This is a genomic window from Sediminicola sp. YIK13 (assembly GCF_001430825.1).
In the GTDB taxonomy this organism is placed as follows: Bacteria; Bacteroidota; Bacteroidia; order Flavobacteriales; family Flavobacteriaceae; genus Sediminicola.
Map to the genome: position 1 here is coordinate 3,042,240 of NZ_CP010535.1, position 22,161 is coordinate 3,064,400.

Consider the following 22,161-nt stretch of genomic DNA (forward strand, 5'->3'; position numbering starts at 1 on the left):
GAGATGAAAAAGTTATTTTATGTAGCAGCATTGTCATTAGCAAGTTTAACTGCATTTGCGCAGAATTCAGCGGAGGCGAACATAGGGGCAGGAGCAGAAGTATCTACCCAGGACAATTATACCGAAATAGTTAGCAGTGAATTACCAGAAGCTGTAACTGCAGCAATTGCAAGGGACTACCCAACCGCAGCTGTCAACAAAGCGTATGTAAACAAAGACAAGCACTATAAATTGGAATTGGTATTGAAAGATGGTGCTTCAGGTACCCTTTATGCCGATCAAGACGGGAATTGGATTGAGATGTAGTAAAGTTTAAGTTAGTTTTTTTAGTTTGGTAGAAAAGGAGCTGTATTCGTACAGCTCCTTTTTTTTATGTTTAAATACATGCTGTAATTAAATTTTCTGTGGTGTGCTTTGTCAAAGGTTGCATATGGATTTCGATTGGGTTAGTATTTTATGAAATAATTAAAACCCAAGTGACTTTCAAATGTTAATTTTACAGGGATACTTTAATCATTCACAGTAATGTCCAAAATATTGATCATTGAAGATGACACCGCGTTTTGTCAAATGTTGGAAAAGTTCCTGACAAAAAAGGGTTATGACGTGGTAACCAGTTTTTCTGCTGCCGATGCAAAAGGAAAAATTAGGGAGTCTTCCTTTGATCTGGTTCTGACAGACTTAAGGTTGCCCGACTATGATGGTATTGCGTTGCTTGGAGATATCAAGGAGCTGCATCCTAAGGTGCCAGTGATTGTAATGACCGGGTACGCCGAAGTAGGCACAGCTGTGGAAGCGATGAAGAAAGGGGCCTTCGATTATATTTCCAAGCCTTTTACCCCAGAAGAAATTGTCATGGTAATCGCAAACGCTCTTACTTCAAAAAGTAGTACTCCCGCAACCATTAATCCAAAAGAAAATAAAAAGGGAAAGCAAGAATCAATTGACGCCTCCAATACGCAGACAGGAGTCATCCATGGTATTAGTGAGGCATCGCTAAAGCTAAATGAATATATTCAATTGGTCGCACCTACAGACATGTCCATTCTAATAACCGGGGAAAGTGGTACGGGCAAGGAAGTAACGGCAAAGGCAATACATGACCAGAGCAAAAGAAAGGATTATAATTTTGCCGCGGTCGATTGCGGTGCCATCCCCAAAGAGTTGGCCGCCAGTGAATTTTTTGGCCATTTAAAAGGCAGTTTCACGGGCGCGGTGGAGGACAAGGTGGGCCATTTTGAGGCAGCCAATGGAGGTACCCTTTTTTTGGATGAGATCGGGAATTTGTCCTACGGGAATCAAATCCAGCTCCTAAGGGCGCTGCAGGAGCGAAAAATTAAACGGGTGGGCAGTACAAAAGAAATCAAAATAGACGTACGAATCCTTACGGCTACCAATGAGGATTTGCTGGAAGCTGTAGAAAAAGGGACTTTTAGGGAAGACCTTTACCATCGTTTAAATGAATTTACCATAGAAATTCCTTCTTTGGAGGAGCGAATGGAAGATTTGTTCCTATTTACAGATTTTTTCCTGAAGAAGGCAAACGCTTCTCTTGGTAAAAATACACTCGGCTTTTCCCAAGAGGTACAAAGGGCATTTCAGGCATACCATTGGCCAGGAAATTTAAGGGAACTACAAAATGTTATTAAGCGTTCGGTGTTGTTAACAAATGGGGATTATGTGGAGCTCAGTGCCTTGCCTAAGGAAATTCTACAACCAAAAGAAAGGCCTGAGGAGGTAGAGAATTTCTCGAAAGAGGAGTATGAGAAGGAGCAGATCATAAAAGCCCTGAAACAAACCAATTTTAATAAATCCAAAGCGGCAAAATTACTTCAGGTCACACGAAAAACGCTTTACAACAGGATCAACCATTATAATTTAGATCTTTAGACATATAGGAGGTGATGGCCAAGAGCAGTACTGTTGTCTTGTTCTTTAAGTCTTGGGATGTCCTTTTTAACTCTTGTTTGTCCATTTCAGGCTCCTTGAGTACTTCCAATCTTTCTAAAATGGGTACAATATCATTGGCATTTAACTGTCGGAACATGGGCAGCATTTTATGTGCCGTGGCGTTGATTCCCTTCCTGTCCACTTTTACAATCGCTTCGTTGAGATGTTCCAAATTGGTTCTGACATCCGAAATAAAAGTGGTCAATACCTCGAATAGGGCAGCTTTGTTATCTCCTAGAAAAGAATTGATTACTTCTAGATTGAACAAACTGGAGGATGGGTGTTGCGTGATAGTTTGTATACTTTCATTTTCATCCTGTATGGATTGTGGAAACAAGTGGCTGAGCACTTTCAGAAAGGAATTTTTTGCAAAGGGCTTTAGAAGGACAGCTGAAAATCCAGCATCCAAATACTCCGTTTCCTCTAGGTCTTTACGGCCCGTCATGGCAATTATCGGTTGCTGTTTATAATGGGCGTAGCCGTCTTTTTTCAATTTTTTCAGAACTTCAAAACCGCTTATTTGCGGCATCTGTATATCAGTCAATACTACATCGTAGTGTAGGGAGTTATTTTTTCCTACGTCATTAAAGTCGTTATATGTTGTAGTGGATATGGCAAGGTTACAGCAAACCTCTTTCAGTAGTTTTAACATGGCCGGATCATCATCAATAATCAAAATATGTAAACCTTCCATCGGGTTCAATGGTTTGTCTCCAGGTTGTTCTATTGGCGTTTGTGAAATTTGCAATGGTAATTCTATCGTAAATTCACTACCATTTTGACCATCACTTTTTAGCTCCAAAGATCCATTTAATAATGTCGTAAGTTTTTTGGAAATGGTTAATCCCAAACCATAACCACCGTATTTTTTATCGGTATGGTCCTCAGCCTGTGTAAATTCATTAAAAATATGCTCTTGTTTTTCAATTTTTACACCAATACCAGAATCTATCACCTTGATCCTGGTTTGGAAGCTGTCCTCCAATTCTTGTAATACTATAGCTTCAATTTTCACAAAACCTTGATCCGTGAATTTATAGGCATTGCCTATGAGGTTGGTCAAGATTTGCCGCATCCGAAAGGGATCGCTCATGATAGGTTTCTCCAAACGCTGGTCTATATCCAGGATAAGTTCGATGGGCTTATTGGAATTCAGTTCCTTTAGGTTCTCCGCAGTCTCGATGATCAGGTCAGAGAGTATGAAGGGTCTCTTGTCAAAAAGGATTTTTCCAGCTTCCAATTTGGAAAAATCCAAAAGGTCATTGACAAGGCTGTCCACATACGCAGAAGCGGATTTAATATTTTTCAGATAAGAGGACTGTTGTCTGGTGAGACCTTCGTTTTCCATTAATTCAGAATATCCGGTTATTGTATTCAACGGTGTTCTTAGATCATGGCTCACGGTAGAAATGAGTTGTTCCCTACTTTTTAAAATGGATTCGGAAAATTTCTTTTCCTTTTCCAACTGCTGCCTGAACAATTGAACTTTCCAATAATCTTTGCTGATCAAAAAAGTAAACAGGGCTACAATAGCAAAACCCAATAGTGCCGCAAACCCAGCAAGCCTGATACTTTTGGTTAGGGCAGCTTGCTTAATCATGTTCTCGTTATAGGTTTTGGTCAATAACTCCTGCTCAAAAGCTGTAATAATGCCGCGCAATTGCTGGGAGATTTCCAAGTCATTTCTGCTGAGTTCTTGTTCTTTTTGGGCTACGGTCCTTAGGATTTTGGTGTTGCTCTGTTTCGCCTCGTCCAACAATGATCTAGAGGCTGTAAGGAGAGAATCCACCCTATCGCCTTCAGGTATGTTTTTTGAATCTTTGGGAACATTTTCACTTAGGTAATCTGCCCATTTTTTTACGGCAATTTTGGCGTCCGGTGGAAGATCCGCGTAATTGGGGTTTAAACTTTCCGGAGATATTTTCCCCATAGATTCCTCAATTTTATTGAACTCCTTTAAGGCATTGTCAATGGAGCTATTGGCTTCATTTTTAATTTTTAATTTCAACAGTTCCTTACTGTTTCCCACTTTTTTCTTTAGTAGAAGCTGAACACTGTTGAGCATTTCTTTTTGGTTATCGCTACTTGTTAATCCCTTTATCGAATCTATTACGGTGTAAATGGAATCAATTTTTTGGGTATAAGCCCTAAAGGAGGCCTGGGTCTTTTTTTGTAAGGCTATTTTGGAGAGGCCTTCAGCTTCATATAATTCAGTGAGCAAAGAACCGGTCTTTACTAATTTATCGTCGTTGTTATTGGAGGTTTGGTAGAAAACGTAGGTCCTAACTTCTGAGAATATAAAATAAGCGGACACCACAGCCAGAACACCTAGAAATAGGTAACTGAACATGATTTTAAGCGTAAACTTATTTTTGGATTTATTCATTTGCTTCGGTGACCAAATTTATTACTAGAATATACGTATTTATCGCCTAGGTAGGATTTTGTCATACAGAATTAAAAAATGGTTTTTTATTATGATATATGAATGTCTGCATGTAAATTTGTCCCATCTCAAAGGGGTGCTTGTTTCGGCAGGCTGAGATTATACCCAAGGAACCTGGGCGGGTAATGCTGCCAAGGGATGCGAAAATCGCTATTTGGAATTTCCAACGTTTATTTTCGACTCAGAAATATGATCGATTTGAACAAAAATCAAATTTTAACAAGAATAACAGCCCCTTTTATTCGTAACTAATTATTACGAATGAAAACTTTATTCACAACAGTTGCTGTGTTTGGTGCCGTCCTGTCGGTCTTCGGCCAAGAAAAACCCATCGATTCTTTGGAGGGTAAAAAAATCACTTTGGACGAGGTCTTTGTATCCGCCGTTCGCGTGACCAAGGAATCACCAGTCACCTTTTCCAATCTCACCAAGGAGCAGATCAAACCTAGAAATTTGGGTCAGGACATTCCTATTCTGATGAATTTTTTGCCATCGGTAGTTACCACATCTGATGCCGGCGCCGGGGTGGGGTACACCGGTATTCGCGTCCGTGGAAGTGATGCCACAAGGGTAAACGTTACCATCAATGGGATTCCCTACAACGATTCGGAATCACACGGCACCTTCTGGGTCAATATGCCAGATTTTGCCTCATCAACGGAAAGCCTACAATTGCAGCGTGGGGTGGGCACCTCTACCAACGGCGCAGGAGCCTTTGGTGCCAGTTTAAATTTACTTACCGATGCCATCAGTGATGAAGGCTATGCGCAAATCTCTTCTTCTGCAGGGAGTTTTGGTACGCTGAGGAACAACCTCAAATTCAGTACAGGCCTTCTCAATGATCATGTGGAAGTTTCTGGCCGTCTGTCCAGGATTACCTCAGATGGTTATGTGGATAGGGCCTCCTCCAAATTGGAGTCTTATTTTTTGCAAGGGGCCTATAAGGATGATAACACCTTGATAAAAGCCCTCATGTTTGGAGGCCATGAAATCACCTATCAGTCATGGTACGGCATAGATAAAGGGACATTGGAAACGGACAGGACCTTCAATTTTGCGGGAATCTATACGGATGAAAATGGGAATACCCAATTCTATGATAATGAAGTGGATAATTATAAACAAGACCATGTTCAATTGCTCTGGAACGAGCAAATATCGGAACACTGGAATACGAATATAGGGCTACACTATACCAGGGGCAGGGGCTATTTTGAACAGTTTAAGGAGGATGAAGATTTTTCGGATTACGGTTTTGAGCCCATAACAGTAAATGGTGAATTGGTGGATACCACAGATCTCATTAGAAGACGATGGTTGGATAATGATTTTTACGGAACTACGTTTTCGGCCAATTATACCAATGATAAGATCAATTTGATTCTTGGTGGGGGATGGAACAAATATGAAGGGGATCATTTTGGAGAAATTATTTGGGCCCGTTTCACTGGAGATAGCGAATATAGGGACCGCTATTACGACGATACTTCTGTAAAAACCGATTTTAACTTCTTTTCAAAAGTCAATTACGCTCTGAACAACAAATGGAGTCTCTATGGAGACCTACAGTATAGAAGGGTGTCCTATACGGCCAATGGGGAAGATACCGGGCTGGTGGATGATAGTTTTAATTTCTTTAACCCTAAGACGGGGATAACCTATGAAATGGATCGCAACAATAATTTCTACCTGTCCTATGCCAGGGCGAATAGGGAGCCAAATAGGAACGATTATGAAAGTGGCAGTCCAAGGCCAGAAAAACTCAACGATTTTGAACTGGGATGGCGCTATGTTTCACAAGAGCTGCAATTGAACACCAATGTCTATTATATGAACTACAAGGATCAATTGGTATTGACAGGTGAGCTGAACGATGTGGGCGCCCCGCTTCGTGCCAATATTGGGGATAGCTATAGGCTGGGCCTAGAGATAGATGCTACCATAGCCTTTGGAGATAAGTTTAGAATTAGCCCCAATGTGGCCTTGAGCTCCAATAAAAATAGGAATTTTGTTTTTGAAAGAGATGGTGTATTGCAAGATTTGGGAAATACCAATATCTCTTTTTCACCCAATGTAATTTTGGGCAATGTATTTACCTATTTGCCAAAAGAGAATCTACAGTTTAGTGTTTTGACCAAGTATGTGGGCAAACAATATATGGGCAATATAGATTCTGAAAATTCAACATTAAGTGCTTATTCACAGACCGATTTGAATGTGCAATATGAAATCAGGACAAATTCGTTCATCAAAAGTATTGTCTTGTCCGGCTTGGTGAATAATGTGTTTGACTCTTTATATGTATCCAATGGTTATTTCTTTACCTATGATGATGATTTTTCGACTCCAGGAACAATTACTACGGTGGAAGGGGCAGGATATTATCCACAAGCAGGAATCAACTTTTTAGCGGGAGCTACCTTTAATTTTTAGAGGTTTCAGAGTTGCTATTTGAAGAGGGGCATTTTGCTTTATTGCATAATGCTCCTTTTTTTATGTGCAAAGATTTTTGATTTGGGTTGGGCTAATACTCATTGGTAAACAATTTCATAAGGGATTTAGGTTGGTTGGAGGATGAAAAGTTTAAACTGGAAAAGTGTTTTATTTTAGTGGTTTAGAATTTTGAATTTATTATCCCATCGCACTTCAGTTTTTAAGTTATTTTTGTGTGTATTGACGTATAAAGTATGACTTCAAATAGATTAGAAGCATTTAGTGATGGGGTGCTAGCCATTATTATCACCATCATGGTTTTGGAATTGGTGTCTCCTGATCAGGTTACCTTGGATTCCTTGATCCCTATTGCTCCAACATTTGTGAGTTATTTTTTCAGCTTCATCTATATCGGGATTTATTGGAACAATCACCATCATCTCTTTCAGGTTACCCAGAAAATCAATGGTAAGATATTGTGGAGCAATCTTCATTTGCTGTTTTGGTTGTCATTGATTCCATTTTCTACCACTTGGATTGGTGAAAACTATGAGGAGGCAGTTCCCGTTGCCTTGTATGGTTTCATATTATTGATGAGTGCAATTGCATTTTATATACTACAACGCACTATTAGTAAGAGCCATAAGGAGAACTTTGTGCTAAGAAAGGCTGTTGGAAGGGATTCAAAGGGCAAAATGTCCATAGCCTTGTACACTGTCGGATTGCTCATTTCCTTCTTAAATACGTGGGCGGCCATGGGTATTTATATTATTGTAGCCATAATATGGTTTATTCCTGATTCCCGTATTGAAAAAAACCTGGATAAACCAAAAAAGGAAGTGTCTCAAGCAAAATAGAATGAAATTGTTCTATTAATTGGATACAGAAACCACATTGCCATTGAACGTACTGCGATAGAAGAGTAGATCGTAATAGCGGCTACCATCTTCAGGTCTATTCAGCAATTGGCCCGTGTATAGGTTATATTCATACCCTTCACAGGAACAGGTCACAATCTGGCCCTTAAGGCTCATTGTGGAGCATTCATTAGGCACATGGTTGGGACAGCTCGCTTCCCATGCCATAAAGGTGTCAAATCCGGTATTGATGACAAAGATGCCCCTTAAGCCTGCGGTCTTGTTTTCTACATAAACCGCACTCCCCGCATTGGTCAATGGACTGTATAGGGGTAGGCTTAGGTTTAGATCAAACCTAAAACCAATATCCTGTAAATAGGGGTTGCTACTGACCCTATCGGTACTGCAGGAGAGAAATAAACCAATAAAAACCAGGCATAAAATACGTTTCATATCGCTCTATGTATTTCCAATGACATCCGCAAAATTGAACAAAAATTATGTATATTTGTCTTAAATCCTCTATAAAAAAGAGGATTTTCCTATTTGTAAAATGATGGAATCAATAGAACTAGCAGATTGAAGGATTCTGGTAAGGGAATTGTAGGAAAGGAACATGGTACATGTTCTAGAATATTAAAGGAAAGAATTTATGAGTAACATATCGTATTATACAGCTGAGGGCTTAAAAAAACTCAAAGCCGAATTAAACCAACTTAAGGATGTGGAACGTCCAAAGTCTTCCCAGGCCATTGCCGAAGCCAGGGACAAGGGCGATCTTTCTGAAAATGCGGAATATGATGCAGCAAAGGAGGCCCAAGGGCTGTTGGAACTTAAAATTGCCAAATTGGAGGAAATTGTATCCAATGCCCGACTTATTGATGAATCCCAATTGGACACCTCCAAGGTGTTGGTGTTGTCTACGGTGAAGCTAAAGAACCAAGCAAATGGCATGGAACTTAAATATACGCTGGTTGCGGAAAGTGAGGCCAACCTCAAGGCTGGAAAAATCTCCGTTAGCTCTCCGATAGGAAAGGGACTTTTAGGAAAAAAAGTAGGGGACGTTGCGGAAATAACCATTCCCAATGGGACCATTAAGTTTGAAATTATGGAAATTACGAGATCGTAAAAAAAATTAATAGTTATATTTAGTCCTATCAAATAGTTGATAGGACTTTTTTTTTAATATCAATTTGGGAAATGGCAAGCATCTTTACAAAAATCATCGAAGGAGAAATACCATGCTATAAAATAGCTGAAGACGAAAATTTTATTGCTTTTCTGGATGTCAATCCAAATGCAAAAGGGCACACCCTTTGCGTTCCCAAGAAAGAAGTAAATAAAATAATGGATCTTGACGAGCCTACCTATATGGGACTTATGGGTTTTGCCAGAAAAGTGGGCAAGGCCATTGAGGCTTCCATAGATTGTAAGCGGGTTGGGATGACCGTCATTGGGTTAGAGGTGCCCCACGTACATGTGCACCTTATCCCATTAAATGAAATGAAGGATGCTACCTTCCAACACAAAGTGTCGTTATCCAAAGAAGAATTTGAGGGGATAGCTTCAAAAATCAGCGGTAATATCAAATAATCTTCTGTAAATAAAGATAGATACCGCCAGATACCAGCACTATCAAAATCAAGATCAGGGTATAAAATAACATGGTGAATTTTAGGGTCGCCCTGTCTGGGGTCACCGTTTTTCTATAGAAATCGAAGACGCGTTCTATGTCCTCCGTCCAAGAAACGGGGTAGATAGTGGAGTCACATGTTTTACATTTAATTTCATGCGTAACCTCTCCGGACGTTTGGTGATAAAGACTATTGTATTTATGTTTTTGGTAGAAGGTGAGCCGTAACTCTTGGTTAAAACATTCTGGGCAATTATTCGTCAGTTCTGCTTCCTTGATAATTTTCAATTCTTCCTTTGCCATATTATGCATTTACTTTTAACGAAATCTTCATTATGGTCCCCTCTTTGCTCGAGGACAATACCTTAATTTTTCCTCGGTGATACTCTTCTACAATTCTTTTTACCAATGAAAGTCCTAATCCCCACCCCCGTTTTTTGGAAGTTACCCCAGGGTTGAAAATGTTGTTGAAATTGCTCTTCGGAATTCCTAATCCAGAATCGGACACCAAAATGGTGACGAAATTTCCATTGGGAATAATCTCAATTGAAATACTTCCTTTGCCCCTCATGGCATCAATGCCATTTTTAACGAGATTCTCTATGGTCCAATGATATAATTCCCTATTCAGCAGCACTGGGAGAGATTCTATTTTGCTGTCAAAAGAAAATTGTATCAGCTTGGAACTTCTTAATTTTAGGTAATCGTAGGCATCCTTTGTTTCTTGTACGATATCGTATTCCTTTAGTTTGGGCAAGGACCCAATTTTAGAAAATCGTTCGGTTATCGTCTGTAATCTCATGATATCCTTATCAATTTCATCGGTAATGGAAGTGCTAATGTTCTCTGCTTTCAGAAGCTCATTCCAACCCAATAGGGAGGTAAGGGGAGTGCCTATTTGATGTGCAGTCTCTTTGGCCATTCCTGCCCATAGTTTGTTCTGTTCGGAAGCCTTGTTGGTTTTAAAGAAAAAGAAAATAACGGCACCAAACAAAAAGATGATGAGCAACAGGGCTATTGGATAATATTTTAACCGATTTAAGACCTCGGAGTTCCCATAATAGAGAGTGGCCAATTGTTCCCCTTTGTAGTCAATGGAAATGGGAGTGTTCTCCGCTTGGAATTGAACAATTTTTTTGGTGAGGTAGGAAGTGTCCTGTGCTTCGTCCTCAGTGATATTGTTCACCTTGATCGAATGGTCCTTATTTACCAGAATCATAGGTGTGGAGGTGTTGTTCTGAAATATTTTTACGTGAAGGTTCCCCAAATCACGATCTTCTGAAGATTGCAGTAGTTCCGATTGTGCCGTGGCCCATATCTCCATTTTCAATCGCTCCTCCTCCTTGAATTTTTTAAAAAAGCTGTTGGTATTCCATAGAATCAGGCTAACGATAACAAAGGAAGCTATCAGCAGTAAAATGTTAGACGTTTTTTTGGGATTTAGGGTCATCCAAATAATAAATTAGTTCTAAAGATAACGCAAATTGTCAAAAGTTATTCTATTTCCAAACACGATGATTGTTTCATTTGTGCATACAATTTACTTACCTTTGCCCCACTATGAAAAAATTGCTTTCCATTACGCCTTCAGAGATTCCTACGGCCAAATTACATGGTTATCTGTTAGGTGCTGTTGGTCCTAGACCCATAGCATTTGCAAGTACTGTTGATGAAAATGGAAGGCCAAATCTGTCACCTTTTAGTTTTTTCAATGTCTTTAGTGCCAATCCTCCGATCATGATCTTTTCACCGGCCAGGAGGGTCAGGGACAATACAACAAAACACACCTTGGAAAATGTATTAAAGACGAAGGAAGTGGTTATTAACATAGTTAACTATGACATGGTACACCAAATGTCTTTGTCGAGTACGGAATATGTTGAAGGGGAGAACGAGTTTGTTAAAGCGGGCCTGACCATGTTGAAGTCGGATGTGGTGACCCCTTTTCGAGTGGCGGAATCTCCTGTACAGTTTGAGTGCAAGGTCATAAAAGTAGAGGCCTTGGGAAAGGAAGGAGGAGCGGGCAACCTTATTTTTTCTGAGGTGGTAAAGATCCATATAGATGAATCTATCTTGGACGCTTCCGGCACCATAGACCAACATAAGATAGACCAAGTGGCACGTATGGGCGGCAATTGGTATTCTAGGGCCAATTTGGGGCTGTTCGAAGTGCCAAAACCCTTATCTTCCTTGGGGATAGGAATAGATAATATTCCAGAGGAAATAAGGCACAGTTCTGTTTTAACCGGTAATGATTTAGGCATGCTGGGCAATGTGGAACACTTGCCAACGAAAGAAGAGGTGAAAGAATTCATAGCTTCCAATGTAGCAATCAGGTCAATTTTAAGTGGGGACAACAAAGAAAAATTACATAAAAAAGCACAAGAATTTTTACATAATAACGAGGTACATTCTGCATGGAAAGTATTGTTAGCAAATAAATAGACAATGGAAATACAAGGAAAAATCAAAATGGTCGATGAGACCAAAACTTTTGGAAACAACGGTTTTAGAAAAAGGGAAATGGTGATTACTACGGAGGAGCAATATCCGCAGCACATCATGATCGAATTTGTCCAGGACAAATGTGACCTATTGAATAACTACAGTGCAGGTCAGGAAGTTAAGGTTAGCATCAACTTGAGGGGTCGCGAATGGGTGAATCCACAAGGGGAGACAAAATACTTTAACTCTATCCAAGGATGGAGAATAGAAGGTGTGCAGTCCGAACAGGGCGGTGCCGGAATGCCTCCAGTACCACCTATGGATGCTTTTGAGCCAGCCGATAAATTAAATGAGGAAGATCATGACGATCTACCATTCTAATGGATTAAGTACTGTATCAACCGGTATTAATACAATACGACCTATCCTCTTTCTTGAAATTGGGTAGGTCGTTTCGTTTTCATTAGTTTTATATAAAATAGGATATTGTGAAAAAGGATAGCGGACATCACCCATTGTTCTTTGTGACGGATCGATTGGAGTTTCCTCCCGTGGAACATGCCAATGAGGAAGGGCTGTTGGCGGTAGGAGGGGATTTATCTTCAGAGCGTCTCCTACTGGCCTACAGGAGGGGGATTTTTCCATGGTTCAATGAGGATTCCTTGATTCTCTGGTGGAGTCCCGATCCGAGAATGGTGCTCTTTCCCAATAAAATAAAAGTCTCTAAAAGCATGCGTAAAATTTTAGAGGGAAATCGATTTAAATTGACCAAGAATACCCAATTTGAGGCAGTTATCGACCAATGTGCCCAAAGTCCGAGAAAGGACCAAATGGGAACATGGATTACACAAGCCATGAAAAAAGCCTATGTGAAGCTACATAAGCTCGGCATTGCCAAATCCTATGAGGTATGGGAAAAAGATGAATTGGTAGGTGGACTTTATGGAATAGATCTGGGTCATGTCTTTTGTGGAGAAAGTATGTTTAGCAAAGTAAGCAACGCCTCAAAATTTGCATTTATAAAATTGGCCCAAGAATTGGAGGAAAAGCGGTACAGCCTGATCGATTGTCAGGTGTATACCCCTCATTTGGAAAGTCTCGGGGCCGAAGAAATTCCCAGGGAAGCGTTTATTGAAATTCTAACTAGTCAAAAGTAAAGTCTCTCGGATTGTGAGTAACGTTTTTTTGGTGAACATCGCTTGCTGTTGCAAGTGATAGAATGGTACAATTATCCTTTTTTTTTAATAAAGGATGTGGTCATAATTTGGGGGCAGTGCCTTTTTTAAGTGTTCCAAATTGCCTTCCGCATCAAAAAGAATCTTGTATTCTTGGCATTTACCATCTGTTTTTCCCTTGGCCCATAACATATAAGCCATATCTGGAAGAATCAAATTCTGAAACGCTTTTTTTAAAGTGGCAGCCTCTGGTTGATCTTTTGTAACCTTATACTGCTGAAGTATCTTTTTTATGCGAACTTTCGCGAAATGTTGTTCCAAAAAGGTAGTGATGTTCTCCCAGCTATCCTGAGGGATGTCGATCTCCTTTACGTTGATGTCCACCATTTGAAATTGACCATCTTCTGAAAAGTGTACGCCATAACGTAGCCGATCCTTTTTAAATTTTGAGGTATAATGAATGGTGCTACTGTCAATTTCTTTGTAGTAGCGCAGTTTTTTTACTGGACCTATTTTAGTCTCCATAAAAAGTCGGCCGTTTTCGGGAAATTGCGACTTTTTAATACGATGCTCCCTTTCCAATTTAATCTGGGCCATTGCCATAGTACTCATCAATAGCACTGATACAAAAAGGACTGCTCTAAACTTCATGGTATCTAAAACAATTTATTTCATGATCGTTAACCATCCCTGTTGCCTGCATATGGGCATAAACAACTGTACTACCTACAAACTTAAAGCCACGTTTTTTTAAATCTTTGCTAATCCTATCCGAAAGCTCAGTATTGGCCGGAATGTCCTTAGGTGATTTAACCTCATTCTTAATGGGCTTTCCATCAACAAACTTCCATATGTACGAACTGAAGCTTCCAAATTCTTGTTGAATCTTAAGAAATGCCTGGGCATTGGAAACGGTAGCATTGATCTTAAGCTTATTGCGGACGATACCAGAATTTGCCATCAGGGAAGCAATCTTTTCCGGATCATATTGTGCAATTTTATGATAATTGAATCCGTCTAAGGCTTCACGGAAATTTTCCCGTTTCCGCAAAATCGTGATCCAACTCAATCCGGCCTGAAAAGTTTCCAAAATCAAAAATTCAAACAGGGCATCATCATCTCTTAAAGGAACTCCCCACTCCTCATCATGATAGCTTTCGTAGAGGGGATCACCTAGGCACCAAGCGCATCTATGTTTACTCATTATCGTTGCATCTATATAGGAATAAAGATATATGAATAATTTAGAATGTTTGAATGATAAAGAGATAAATAGGCATCCCCAAGGTGATATTAAAAGGGAAGGTAATGGCCAGGGCCATGGGAATATAGAGACTGGGGTTGGCTTTTGGGGCCACTAGTTTCATTGCGGCGGGTACAGCAATATAAGAGGCGCTTCCTGCAAGCAGGGCAAATAAAAATCTGTTTCCGATGCTTTCTGTAAATGATGCGCTAACAATAGCGGCGATACTTCCATTCAAAAGTGGTATGAAAATAGCAAAAAGCAGTGCAAACCATCCTTTGTTGAGGAAATCCGATAGTTTTTTACCACTGGTTATACCCATATCCAAAAGAAATACTGCCAAGAATCCTTTGAAGATATCCGTAGTAAATGGTTCTATACCCCTTGCCTGTTGGTCATTGGCCAGAAAACCAATCACAAGGCTCCCAATGATCAGCAGCACGCTCCCGTTGGTCAGGGAATGGTGTAAAATACTGCCTAGTTTTGTTTTTTCTTGATTGCCGTTGCGGTATAACGACATAAGTAAAACCGCAATAATAATAGAAGGTGCTTCCATAAGTGCCATTACCGCCACCATATGACCTCCAAATTCAATTTGGGCCATTTCCAAATACGAAACTGCGGTAACAAAAGTTACGGCACTTACAGAGCCGTAGGCCGCTGCGATGGCCCCGGCATTTTCAACACTGAACTTTCGTCTTAGTATAAAGAAGGTGTAGATGGGAACTAGTAGTGCAAGTAAAATTCCAAACAAGAGTGACCATAAAATTTCCATGTCCAAATTACTGTGGGACAACTCCAATCCTCCCTTAAAACCAATGGAAAAGAGTAGGTACAAGGAAATAAATTTTGAAGAACTGGGCGGTATTTCAAGATCGCTTTTAAGTTGGACTGCCAAAATTCCAAGAAAGAAAAATAATAGGGCAGGGTTGGTCAGGTTTTCAATCAGCAAATGTAAATCCATATTAATGCAGGGATGGTTTTAAAAAGGGCTTAAGAGAATGAAAGGGTTGGTTTCTCTGCAGGTACGTTCACCGTTAATTCTATTGTACCATTAATTTCGATGGTCTGGCCGAGGTCTCTTGCGGTAAGTATCATGTCTTTGATCTGTTCCTTGGATGCCTGTAGTTCTTTAATTCGCATTTCAGAACGAGTGGTGTCCCCACTAAATCGCTCTGTAATTTCAGTTATCTTAAGGTTGTGAAACCTAATTTTGTCATTGATCAAAGTGAATAATACTTCAGCTGTTTCTGAAGGAGTGAACGCTCCCTCTACGATTTTAAAATTTTGTTGGATAGAATTCATAATTTATCTTTAATATTATTTAGCGGCCTCCCGTTCAATACCAAGGGCGTGCAAAGTTTATATTTATTATTCATAAATTTTTATTTATATTTATTATGTGATACATAAAAATATATTATGAACTATACATTGCATCAATTGCAGATCTTCTTCAAGGTTGCTGAAACCAAAAGCATCACAAAAGCTGCTGAAGAATTGTTTTTAACTCAGCCGGCAGTGTCCATACAATTAAAAAATTTTCAGGAACAGTTTCCAATACCCCTTACTGAAGTTGTAGGGCGGAAATTATTTATAACGGACTTTGGCCAGGAAATTGTAAAGGCAGCAGAGAAAATATTAAACGAGGTACACGCCATAAATTATAGAACAATGGCTTTTGCAGGGGAATTGACCGGCAGGCTAAAAATTTCGGTAGTTTCCACCGCAAAGTATGTGATCCCTTACTTTCTGGCCGATTTTATGACTGAGAATATTGGGGTGGATTTAATTATGGACGTGACGAACAAATCGAGGGTAATTGAAAGTTTGGAGGCCAATGAGGTAGATTTTGCGATGGTCTCTGTTTTGCCCAAGCAGATTAAAACCGAAAGCGTTGGATTAATGCAAAATAAACTATTTTTTGTGGGTGGTGTTCAACATGAAAAGTTGAACAAACCTATTCAAAAGGAGCAGTTTGAAGAATTACCGCTCATTTACAGAGAGCAAGGGTCTGCAACCCGAAACGCCATGGAGACCTTTATTAAAGGCAATTCATTTTCTGTTCGCAAAAAAATAGAATTGACCTCAAATGAAGCCGTAAAACAGGCGATTATTGCAGGTTTGGGATATTCCCTGATGCCATTGATCGGGATTAAAAATGAACTGAGAACCGGAGAGTTGCAGATAATACCAATGGCAGGTCTTCCTCTTATAACCACCTGGAACCTCGTATGGTTGCCTGCCAAAAAATTGTCTCCTGCGGCCTTGGCTTTTTTGGAACACGTGACTGCCACAAAGGAGACAATTATCCAGCAAAAATTTAAGTGGTTTGAAGAATACTAGGATTGTGGTTCTATTTGATTAGGATTTTTTTAATTCCCCAATAGCCAAGGCCTTCTCCAGATTGGCCTCCACAGTAGGATAGAACCTAAAAAATGGACGCCCATCCTTCCGAGCAATAATCGCAGTGGTAGATCCGTCTGCATTCATTATCAGTTCCTTCACAACTATATCCATGCCAACAAGGGAATTGTAGTTGGCAATAGCACCTCTTTTTATAATAATATTCCTTCTTGGGAAATCTATATGTTTATAAGTATGACCCGTGGGCTCACTTATTTTATAAATAGATCCTTTTGAAATTTGGATATCATTTTTCTGAGCCATTGCGGCGTTAGTGCTGCAGAATAAGAATATTGCAAATAAAAATGTCCTCATGATCTTTTAATTTTTTACAAGGCTAAATTATTTATTTTTTCATATAAGGCAAGTATTACTAATGTTAAATAGTAGTTAATATATTACCCTAAGATAGTAATACTATTATATTTGTCGGAATATATTCTAAAAATATCGCATGGACAGGTTATTACGATCCATAAAAATTGAGATTAACGAAAAAATCTATAAAAAAGACCCACAATCTTCAGATCTTGGTAAGAAGATTATAGAGCATGGAATTCTTATGATTCATGAATTGGGTTTTGAAGATTTTACATTTAAAAAGTTGGGTGTCCAGATAGGATCCAACGAAAGTTCTATATACCGATATTTCGAAAACAAGCACAAACTGCTATTGTACCTGACCTCTTGGTATTGGGGATGGTTGGAGTATCAATTGGTGTTTTCAACCAACAGTATTCAGGACAATACCCACAAACTTAAAAAAGCAATCGAGATAGTAACCATGGAAATTGAAGAGGATTCCTCCTTTACCTATATCAATGAGGTCCTATTAAATAAAATCATCATCAATGAGTATTCTAAGTCTTATTTGACAAAGGAAGTGGATAAGGAAAATAAAGAGGGATACTTTACTATTTATAAAAGGCTTGCAGATCGATTGAGCGAAATGATAAAAATGGTTAATCCGGAATATTCTTTTCCTACCAGCCTTGCAAGTACCTTATTGGAAGGGTCCCTACATCAATATTTTCTTAGAGACCACTTTACCTCCTTGACCGAATGTAAAGAACCAAGTTCGGTAACCCTTTATTTCACCGATTTGGTTTTTAACTCTTTAAATATTAAAAAAAATGGCTAAAAATGTTGAAACCGCCTGGCAGCGGTTAATGGGGTTGTTAAAGTTGGATAAGAGGGATATTCTGCAGACATTTTATTACGCCATCTTTGCTGGCTTTGTAAATCTTTCCCTTCCGCTAGGTATTCAGGCGATCATAAATTTGATCCAAGGGGCTCAAATTAGTACCGCATGGATAATTTTGGTAGTTCTGGTCACGGGAGGTGTGGCATTTGCCGGTATATTACAGCTGATGCAGATTAGGATCATTGAAAACATACAGCAAAAAATATTTACCAGGGCTTCCTTTGAATTTGCATATCGCTTCCCAAAAATAAAAATGAGCGAATTACGGGATTACTACCCGCCGGAATTGGCCAACCGCTTCTTTGATACTTTAAATGTTCAAAAAGGCCTTTCCAAGGTCCTATTGGATTTTCCCGCGGCAATTTTACAGATATTATTTGGGTTGATACTTCTTTCTTTCTATCACCCCTTCTTTATCCTTTATGGGCTGTTACTGTTATTGTTGATTTATGTGGTTTTTAAGTTCACTGCGCAAAAAGGGATGGACACTAGTTTGGAGGAATCAAAAAACAAGTACAAAGTAGCTCATTGGATACAGGAAATAGCTAGATCACTTGTGAGCTTTAAGCTCTCGGGGAGGACCAGCCATGCGCTTATAAAAAACGATGAGCTGGTTGCAGAATACTTGGAAGCAAGGGAAAATCACTTTAGGATCTTGGTAATACAGTTTATCCAGATGATTGGCTTTAAGGTTTTGGTAACAGGTGGTTTATTGCTGATAGGTGGTCTGTTGGTTCTAAACCAAGAAATGAATATTGGGCAATTTGTAGCGGCAGAAATTATCATTTTATTGGTGATCAATTCCGTGGAAAAATTGATTCGGGGATTGGAAACCATATATGATCTATTAACCTCTATAGAAAAATTAGGACAGGTTGTGGACAAGGAGTTGGAGTCACAGGAAGGGGAGACCCCCTTGACCCCTGAAATGGAATTGACCGTTGAATTGGACAACGTCTCCTACAGTGTGGTTGGAAGTAACAGAAAAATTATAAATGAGCTTTCATTAAAGATTCTTCCGAATACTTCAACGATCATTGTTGGACCCAATAGCTCTGGTAAATCTACATTACTACGCCTAATCTCAGGGTTATTAACACCAACCGAAGGAGCTATTTTTGTAAATGACATTTCCTTGGAAAACATAGTACCCAACCATTACAGGTCATTTTTAGGGCAATCCCTTACAGAGGAAAGTCCGTTTGAAGGCACAATATTTAACAATATTACCTTTGGGGATAAAAGTGTCCAGCAAAAAGATCTGAATTGGGCCATAGAAAAAGCCGGACTGTTGTCCTTTGTAAAGGAACAACCAAAAGGAATAAATACCTTTTTATACCCAGAAGGGCAACAAATCCCCTACACCATATCCAAGAAAATTGTCTTGGCAAGAAGTATTGTAAGAAAGCCTAAGCTATTGATATTAAAAGATCCTCTTGACCAGTTGAATGCGTCAGAGGCTATTGAAATCATGGATTTTTTAACTGCTAAAGATAGGCCATGGGCTTTGGTAGTTGTCAGCCAAGATCCAAATTGGTTGAGCCGTTGCGATAGAAAGATTGTGATAGAAGAAGGTAAAATTAAAAGTGTAAACTAGGAGCTATGCTGAATATTGCTAAAAACGAGCTGAATAAGAAAGTAGATCTAACAGGGTATAAATCTGGCACACGGGTTTTCCACAAAAGGCACTATAAGCACTTTAACAGGTTTTTACTAGTTTCTGCTATTTTTGCCTTCATTGTTTTATTCCTTCCCTGGACCCAAAACATTAGGGCTCTGGGTTATCTAACTACGCTAAAACCTGGTCAAAGGCCACAGACGGTCCAATCCCCTATTCCGGGCAGGATTGAAAAGTGGTATGTTCAAGAAGGGGATTTTGTAAATAAGGGAGATACGATCCTATTTATCTCAGAGATCAAAAACGAGTACTTTGATCCAAATTTGGTACAGAGAACAGGACAACAGATCAAGGCCAAATCCATGGCCGTTTCTTCCTATGGAGAAAAGGTCAAGGCCCTGAACAACCAGATCGGTGCCGTAATGCAGGAAAGAATACTAAAATTAAAGCAGGCGGAAAATAAATTGATCCAGTCCAGGTTAAAGGTAAAGAGTGATAGTATCGATTTAGAGGCCGCGAAAACCAATATAAGTATTGCCCAGAGGCAGTATGAAAGGGTTGTTCAATTGGAAAAGGAAGGTTTGAAGGCGGTCACTGATGTTGAAGAAAAGCGATTGAAGCTACAAGAGACACAGGCCAAGTTGATTTCCCAGGAAAACAAGCTTTTAGCTACCATAAATGAAGTGCTTAACTCCGAGATGGAAATAAACCGGGTTCGAGCAGAGTATACCGATAAGCTTTCAAAAGCCCAAAGCGATATGTTTACGGCCCAATCCAATCAGTTCGATTCCGAAGCACAGGTATCCAAACTGGAGAGCGATTATACCAATTATGAGATGCGGAACGATATGTATTATATCCGTGCCCCACAATCGGGATATATCAATAAGGCTATTCAAGGCGGGATTGGGGAAACATTCAAAGAGGGGGACCGTTTGGTAGGTATAATGCCATCTGATTATGAATTGGCTGTTGAAACCTTTGTGGAGCCTATAGACCTTCCCTTGGTCCATTTGGGAGAGGAATTTAGAATTCAATTCGATGGGTGGCCCGCCATTGTTTTTAGCGGATGGCCAAACTTATCCTATGGTACCTATGGCGGCAAAGTCGTGGCCATAGAAACTTTTATCAGTGATAATGGCAGATACAGGGTGCTTTTAGCTCCTGATCCGGCAGATCACCCTTGGCCCAAGGATATTCGCGTAGGATCTGGGGCAAATACACTGGCCTTGTTGGAGGACGTTCCAATCTGGTTTGAACTATGGCGTCAATTAAATGGCTTTCCTCCCAACTATTATCAGCCAAATACTGACGCCTCCAATAGTAAGAAGTAATGAAGAAAAGCATACTATATTTCGTCTTTTTTGCCTTTTTCTTATCAAGTGCCCAGGAGCCGGATACCCTTGTTTTGAAATTTAGGGAGTATCTAGGATATGTAAAAAAATACCATCCCATTGCAAAACAGGCAGAGCTGGCCTTGGCTACTGGCCAAGCAAATCTAATGCGTGCAAGGGGTGGCTTTGATCCCAAAATTGAGGTAGATTTTGATCAGAAGGATTTTAAAGGGACCACCTATTATGACAAGCTCAATGCGGCCTTTAAAATCCCTACGTGGTACGGCTTGGAACTCAAAGGAAAATTTGAACAGAATGAGGGGTCCTTTTTAAATCCCGAAAATAATGTGCCAGAGGAAGGACTTTACAGCGCTGGAATATCTTTCTCCCTGGCTCAGGGATTTTGGATCAATGAAAGAATGGCGACATTAAAGCAGGCAAAGCTTTTTCGCGAGCAGAGTAAAGCTGATCGTGATCTCCTCATTAATCAAATTCTTTTTAACGCCTCCTTGGCTTATTTTGATTGGTTGCAGGCCTATAATGAAATGGAGATTTTCAATAACTTTTACGCCAATGCCCAAATAAGGTTTGAGGGGGTAAGAAAAAGTGCACGTGTTGGGGAAATTGCCGCTATTGATACCGTAGAGGCAAAAATTGTGGTTCAGGACAGGGCACTTGGCTTGGAGCAGGCCAAGGTAAGGTTGATGAACAAGTCCTTGGAGCTTTCTAATTTCCTTTGGTTAAACAATAATATTCCAGTTGAGCTACAAAGTAACGTGGTGCCAGATTTCAATTTGGACGGGGATATAGATGCGACCTTGGAAATTATGGGAATGCCTCTGGATAGTTTTTCAATCGAAAAACACCCAAAACTAAAATCCCTTACTTATAAAATTGAAGGTTTGGAGGTCAATAAAAGGCTCAAGGCCAACAAGTTGTTGCCGAAAATAGATTTGGAGTATAATTTTTTAACTGAGACCCCAGAGTTGATTAACTCCTTGGAAACCCAAAATTATAAAGGAGGCATTAATTTTCAGTTACCATTGTTTCTTAGAAAGGAAAGGGGTGATTTGAAGTTGGCAAAATTCAAATTACAAGACGCCCAGTACGAATTTGATAATACCCAACTTGAGTTGAAAAACAAAATTGTTGCCATATACAGGGAGTTGGAATCTTTTGAGATCCAGAATAAATTGATAGCTGATATTGTTAAAAATTACCAAGCACTGCTAAGTGCTGAAGAGCGCAAATTCAGCTTTGGCGAAAGCTCCATATTTTTAATCAACTCTAGGGAAAGCAAACTCATAGATTCAGAGCTAAAGCGAAACCAGGTCCAAAATAAATTTTTCACAACAAAGGCAAAATTGTTCAACAGTTTGGCTGTAAATCCGGAAAACTTGTAGACGGTAGGGCGAGT

At 39.7% G+C, this 22,161-nt stretch carries 23 protein-coding genes; 14 read left to right on the forward strand and 9 right to left on the reverse strand.

Going from position 1 to position 22,161, the window contains the following annotated elements; genetic code table 11:
• Positions 1–3: 3 nt before the first annotated feature.
• Both SB49_RS13575 and SB49_RS13580 read left to right on the forward strand, forming a co-directional pair.
• Positions 4–306, forward strand: a complete 303-nt coding sequence (locus SB49_RS13575; protein WP_062057490.1) for a hypothetical protein — start codon at positions 4–6, stop codon at positions 304–306.
• Between the two features lie 219 nt (positions 307–525).
• Complete coding sequence (locus SB49_RS13580; protein ID WP_062057493.1) at positions 526–1,890, forward strand: sigma-54-dependent transcriptional regulator; 1,365 nt, start codon at positions 526–528, stop codon at positions 1,888–1,890.
• Here the strand turns inward: SB49_RS13580 and SB49_RS13585 are convergent.
• On the reverse strand, positions 1,865–4,336 hold the full coding sequence (locus SB49_RS13585) for an ATP-binding protein (RefSeq protein ID WP_062057496.1): 2,472 nt from the start codon (positions 4,334–4,336) through the stop codon (positions 1,865–1,867). The two genes, SB49_RS13580 and SB49_RS13585, sit on opposite strands and share 26 nt — an antisense overlap.
• A 321-nt stretch (positions 4,337–4,657) precedes the next feature.
• Between SB49_RS13585 and SB49_RS13590 the strand changes: the two genes are divergently transcribed.
• Both SB49_RS13590 and SB49_RS13595 read left to right on the forward strand, forming a co-directional pair.
• Positions 4,658–6,829 (forward strand): TonB-dependent receptor, encoded by a 2,172-nt coding sequence (locus SB49_RS13590; RefSeq protein ID WP_062057499.1) that lies wholly within the window; start codon positions 4,658–4,660, stop codon positions 6,827–6,829.
• A 254-nt stretch (positions 6,830–7,083) separates the two neighbouring features.
• Complete coding sequence (locus tag SB49_RS13595) at positions 7,084–7,686, forward strand: TMEM175 family protein (protein ID WP_062057502.1); 603 nt, start codon at positions 7,084–7,086, stop codon at positions 7,684–7,686.
• Positions 7,687–7,701: 15 nt separating this feature from the next.
• Here SB49_RS13595 and SB49_RS13600 read toward each other — a convergent pair whose 3' ends face one another.
• The gene (locus tag SB49_RS13600; protein ID WP_062057505.1) at positions 7,702–8,139 is read right to left on the reverse strand and encodes a Rieske (2Fe-2S) protein; all 438 of its coding nucleotides are present in this window, start codon (positions 8,137–8,139) and stop codon (positions 7,702–7,704) included.
• 199 nt (positions 8,140–8,338) lie between these two features.
• Between SB49_RS13600 and greA the strand changes: the two genes are divergently transcribed.
• Both greA and SB49_RS13610 read left to right on the forward strand, forming a co-directional pair.
• A complete protein-coding gene (greA, locus tag SB49_RS13605) occupies positions 8,339–8,815 on the forward strand; it encodes a transcription elongation factor GreA (RefSeq protein ID WP_062057508.1) in 477 nt (158 codons plus the stop codon).
• A 71-nt stretch (positions 8,816–8,886) separates the two neighbouring features.
• Entirely contained in the window at positions 8,887–9,279 is a 393-nt protein-coding gene (locus tag SB49_RS13610) for an HIT family protein (RefSeq protein ID WP_062057511.1), read from the forward strand.
• Here the strand turns inward: SB49_RS13610 and SB49_RS13615 are convergent.
• A complete protein-coding gene (locus SB49_RS13615; RefSeq protein ID WP_062057514.1) occupies positions 9,272–9,622 on the reverse strand; it encodes a hypothetical protein in 351 nt (116 codons plus the stop codon). The two genes, SB49_RS13610 and SB49_RS13615, sit on opposite strands and share 8 nt — an antisense overlap.
• A gap of 1 nt (position 9,623) precedes the next feature.
• Entirely contained in the window at positions 9,624–10,769 is a 1,146-nt protein-coding gene (locus SB49_RS13620; RefSeq protein WP_062057517.1) for a sensor histidine kinase, read from the reverse strand.
• Positions 10,770–10,888: 119 nt separating this feature from the next.
• Between SB49_RS13620 and SB49_RS13625 the strand changes: the two genes are divergently transcribed.
• From SB49_RS13625 to aat, 3 genes are all read left to right on the forward strand, one after another.
• Positions 10,889–11,764 carry a flavin reductase family protein gene (locus tag SB49_RS13625; protein WP_062059242.1) on the forward strand — a complete coding sequence of 292 codons (876 nt, stop codon included), beginning with the start codon at positions 10,889–10,891 and terminating at the stop codon, positions 11,762–11,764.
• A gap of 3 nt (positions 11,765–11,767) precedes the next feature.
• The gene (locus SB49_RS13630; protein ID WP_062057520.1) at positions 11,768–12,145 is read left to right on the forward strand and encodes a DUF3127 domain-containing protein; all 378 of its coding nucleotides are present in this window, start codon (positions 11,768–11,770) and stop codon (positions 12,143–12,145) included.
• A 107-nt stretch (positions 12,146–12,252) separates the two neighbouring features.
• Entirely contained in the window at positions 12,253–12,921 is a 669-nt protein-coding gene (aat, locus tag SB49_RS13635) for a leucyl/phenylalanyl-tRNA--protein transferase (RefSeq protein ID WP_235537776.1), read from the forward strand.
• Positions 12,922–13,005: 84 nt separating this feature from the next.
• Here the strand turns inward: aat and SB49_RS13640 are convergent, their stop codons facing one another.
• From SB49_RS13640 to SB49_RS13655, 4 genes are read right to left on the reverse strand one after another with little or no spacing between them, the layout of a single operon-like run.
• A complete protein-coding gene (locus tag SB49_RS13640; RefSeq protein WP_062057523.1) occupies positions 13,006–13,590 on the reverse strand; it encodes a hypothetical protein in 585 nt (194 codons plus the stop codon).
• Positions 13,580–14,143, reverse strand: a complete 564-nt coding sequence (locus SB49_RS13645; RefSeq protein ID WP_062057526.1) for a DNA-3-methyladenine glycosylase I — start codon at positions 14,141–14,143, stop codon at positions 13,580–13,582. Before SB49_RS13645 ends, SB49_RS13640 begins: the two co-directional genes overlap by 11 nt.
• Before the next feature lie 40 nt (positions 14,144–14,183).
• Positions 14,184–15,146, reverse strand: a complete 963-nt coding sequence (locus SB49_RS13650; RefSeq protein ID WP_062057529.1) for a sodium-dependent bicarbonate transport family permease — start codon at positions 15,144–15,146, stop codon at positions 14,184–14,186.
• 29 nt (positions 15,147–15,175) lie between these two features.
• Positions 15,176–15,487 (reverse strand): hypothetical protein, encoded by a 312-nt coding sequence (locus tag SB49_RS13655; RefSeq protein WP_062057532.1) that lies wholly within the window; start codon positions 15,485–15,487, stop codon positions 15,176–15,178.
• 117 nt (positions 15,488–15,604) lie between these two features.
• On the opposite strand from SB49_RS13655, the gene SB49_RS13660 reads away from it, so the two are divergent.
• Positions 15,605–16,528, forward strand: a complete 924-nt coding sequence (locus tag SB49_RS13660; RefSeq protein ID WP_062057535.1) for a LysR family transcriptional regulator — start codon at positions 15,605–15,607, stop codon at positions 16,526–16,528.
• Between the two features lie 18 nt (positions 16,529–16,546).
• Here the strand turns inward: SB49_RS13660 and SB49_RS13665 are convergent, their stop codons facing one another.
• Positions 16,547–16,903 carry a hypothetical protein gene (locus tag SB49_RS13665; RefSeq protein ID WP_145758397.1) on the reverse strand — a complete coding sequence of 119 codons (357 nt, stop codon included), beginning with the start codon at positions 16,901–16,903 and terminating at the stop codon, positions 16,547–16,549.
• A 139-nt stretch (positions 16,904–17,042) separates the two neighbouring features.
• Between SB49_RS13665 and SB49_RS13670 the strand changes: the two genes are divergently transcribed.
• From SB49_RS13670 to SB49_RS13685, 4 genes are read left to right on the forward strand one after another with little or no spacing between them, the layout of a single operon-like run.
• Positions 17,043–17,729 (forward strand): TetR/AcrR family transcriptional regulator, encoded by a 687-nt coding sequence (locus SB49_RS13670; RefSeq protein ID WP_062057541.1) that lies wholly within the window; start codon positions 17,043–17,045, stop codon positions 17,727–17,729.
• Entirely contained in the window at positions 17,722–19,389 is a 1,668-nt protein-coding gene (locus SB49_RS13675) for a peptidase domain-containing ABC transporter (protein WP_062057544.1), read from the forward strand. Before SB49_RS13670 ends, SB49_RS13675 begins: the two co-directional genes overlap by 8 nt.
• A 5-nt stretch (positions 19,390–19,394) precedes the next feature.
• Complete coding sequence (locus SB49_RS13680) at positions 19,395–20,744, forward strand: HlyD family secretion protein (RefSeq protein WP_062057547.1); 1,350 nt, start codon at positions 19,395–19,397, stop codon at positions 20,742–20,744.
• Positions 20,744–22,147, forward strand: coding sequence for a TolC family protein (locus tag SB49_RS13685; protein ID WP_062057550.1), 1,404 nt, complete (start codon positions 20,744–20,746; stop codon positions 22,145–22,147). The genes SB49_RS13680 and SB49_RS13685 overlap by 1 nt, the downstream gene beginning before the upstream one ends.
• Positions 22,148–22,161: the final 14 nt, after the last annotated feature.

Bases quoted from the DNA above. Each gene is read 5' to 3' on its own strand.
- SB49_RS13575 (WP_062057490.1), top strand. From the start codon at position 4: ATGAAAAAGTTATTTTATGTAGCAGCATTGTCATTAGCAAGTTTAACT.
- SB49_RS13580 (WP_062057493.1), top strand. From the start codon at position 526: ATGTCCAAAATATTGATCATTGAAGATGACACCGCGTTTTGTCAAATG.
- SB49_RS13585 (WP_062057496.1), bottom strand. From the start codon at position 4,336: ATGAATAAATCCAAAAATAAGTTTACGCTTAAAATCATGTTCAGTTAC.
- SB49_RS13590 (WP_062057499.1), top strand. From the start codon at position 4,658: ATGAAAACTTTATTCACAACAGTTGCTGTGTTTGGTGCCGTCCTGTCG.
- SB49_RS13595 (WP_062057502.1), top strand. From the start codon at position 7,084: ATGACTTCAAATAGATTAGAAGCATTTAGTGATGGGGTGCTAGCCATT.
- SB49_RS13600 (WP_062057505.1), bottom strand. From the start codon at position 8,139: ATGAAACGTATTTTATGCCTGGTTTTTATTGGTTTATTTCTCTCCTGC.
- greA (WP_062057508.1), top strand. From the start codon at position 8,339: ATGAGTAACATATCGTATTATACAGCTGAGGGCTTAAAAAAACTCAAA.
- SB49_RS13610 (WP_062057511.1), top strand. From the start codon at position 8,887: ATGGCAAGCATCTTTACAAAAATCATCGAAGGAGAAATACCATGCTAT.
- SB49_RS13615 (WP_062057514.1), bottom strand. From the start codon at position 9,622: ATGGCAAAGGAAGAATTGAAAATTATCAAGGAAGCAGAACTGACGAAT.
- SB49_RS13620 (WP_062057517.1), bottom strand. From the start codon at position 10,769: ATGACCCTAAATCCCAAAAAAACGTCTAACATTTTACTGCTGATAGCT.
- SB49_RS13630 (WP_062057520.1), top strand. From the start codon at position 11,768: ATGGAAATACAAGGAAAAATCAAAATGGTCGATGAGACCAAAACTTTT.
- SB49_RS13640 (WP_062057523.1), bottom strand. From the start codon at position 13,590: ATGAAGTTTAGAGCAGTCCTTTTTGTATCAGTGCTATTGATGAGTACT.
- SB49_RS13645 (WP_062057526.1), bottom strand. From the start codon at position 14,143: ATGAGTAAACATAGATGCGCTTGGTGCCTAGGTGATCCCCTCTACGAA.
- SB49_RS13650 (WP_062057529.1), bottom strand. From the start codon at position 15,146: ATGGATTTACATTTGCTGATTGAAAACCTGACCAACCCTGCCCTATTA.
- SB49_RS13655 (WP_062057532.1), bottom strand. From the start codon at position 15,487: ATGAATTCTATCCAACAAAATTTTAAAATCGTAGAGGGAGCGTTCACT.
- SB49_RS13660 (WP_062057535.1), top strand. From the start codon at position 15,605: ATGAACTATACATTGCATCAATTGCAGATCTTCTTCAAGGTTGCTGAA.
- SB49_RS13665 (WP_145758397.1), bottom strand. From the start codon at position 16,903: ATGAGGACATTTTTATTTGCAATATTCTTATTCTGCAGCACTAACGCC.
- SB49_RS13670 (WP_062057541.1), top strand. From the start codon at position 17,043: ATGGACAGGTTATTACGATCCATAAAAATTGAGATTAACGAAAAAATC.
- SB49_RS13675 (WP_062057544.1), top strand. From the start codon at position 17,722: ATGGCTAAAAATGTTGAAACCGCCTGGCAGCGGTTAATGGGGTTGTTA.
- SB49_RS13680 (WP_062057547.1), top strand. From the start codon at position 19,395: ATGCTGAATATTGCTAAAAACGAGCTGAATAAGAAAGTAGATCTAACA.
- SB49_RS13685 (WP_062057550.1), top strand. From the start codon at position 20,744: ATGAAGAAAAGCATACTATATTTCGTCTTTTTTGCCTTTTTCTTATCA.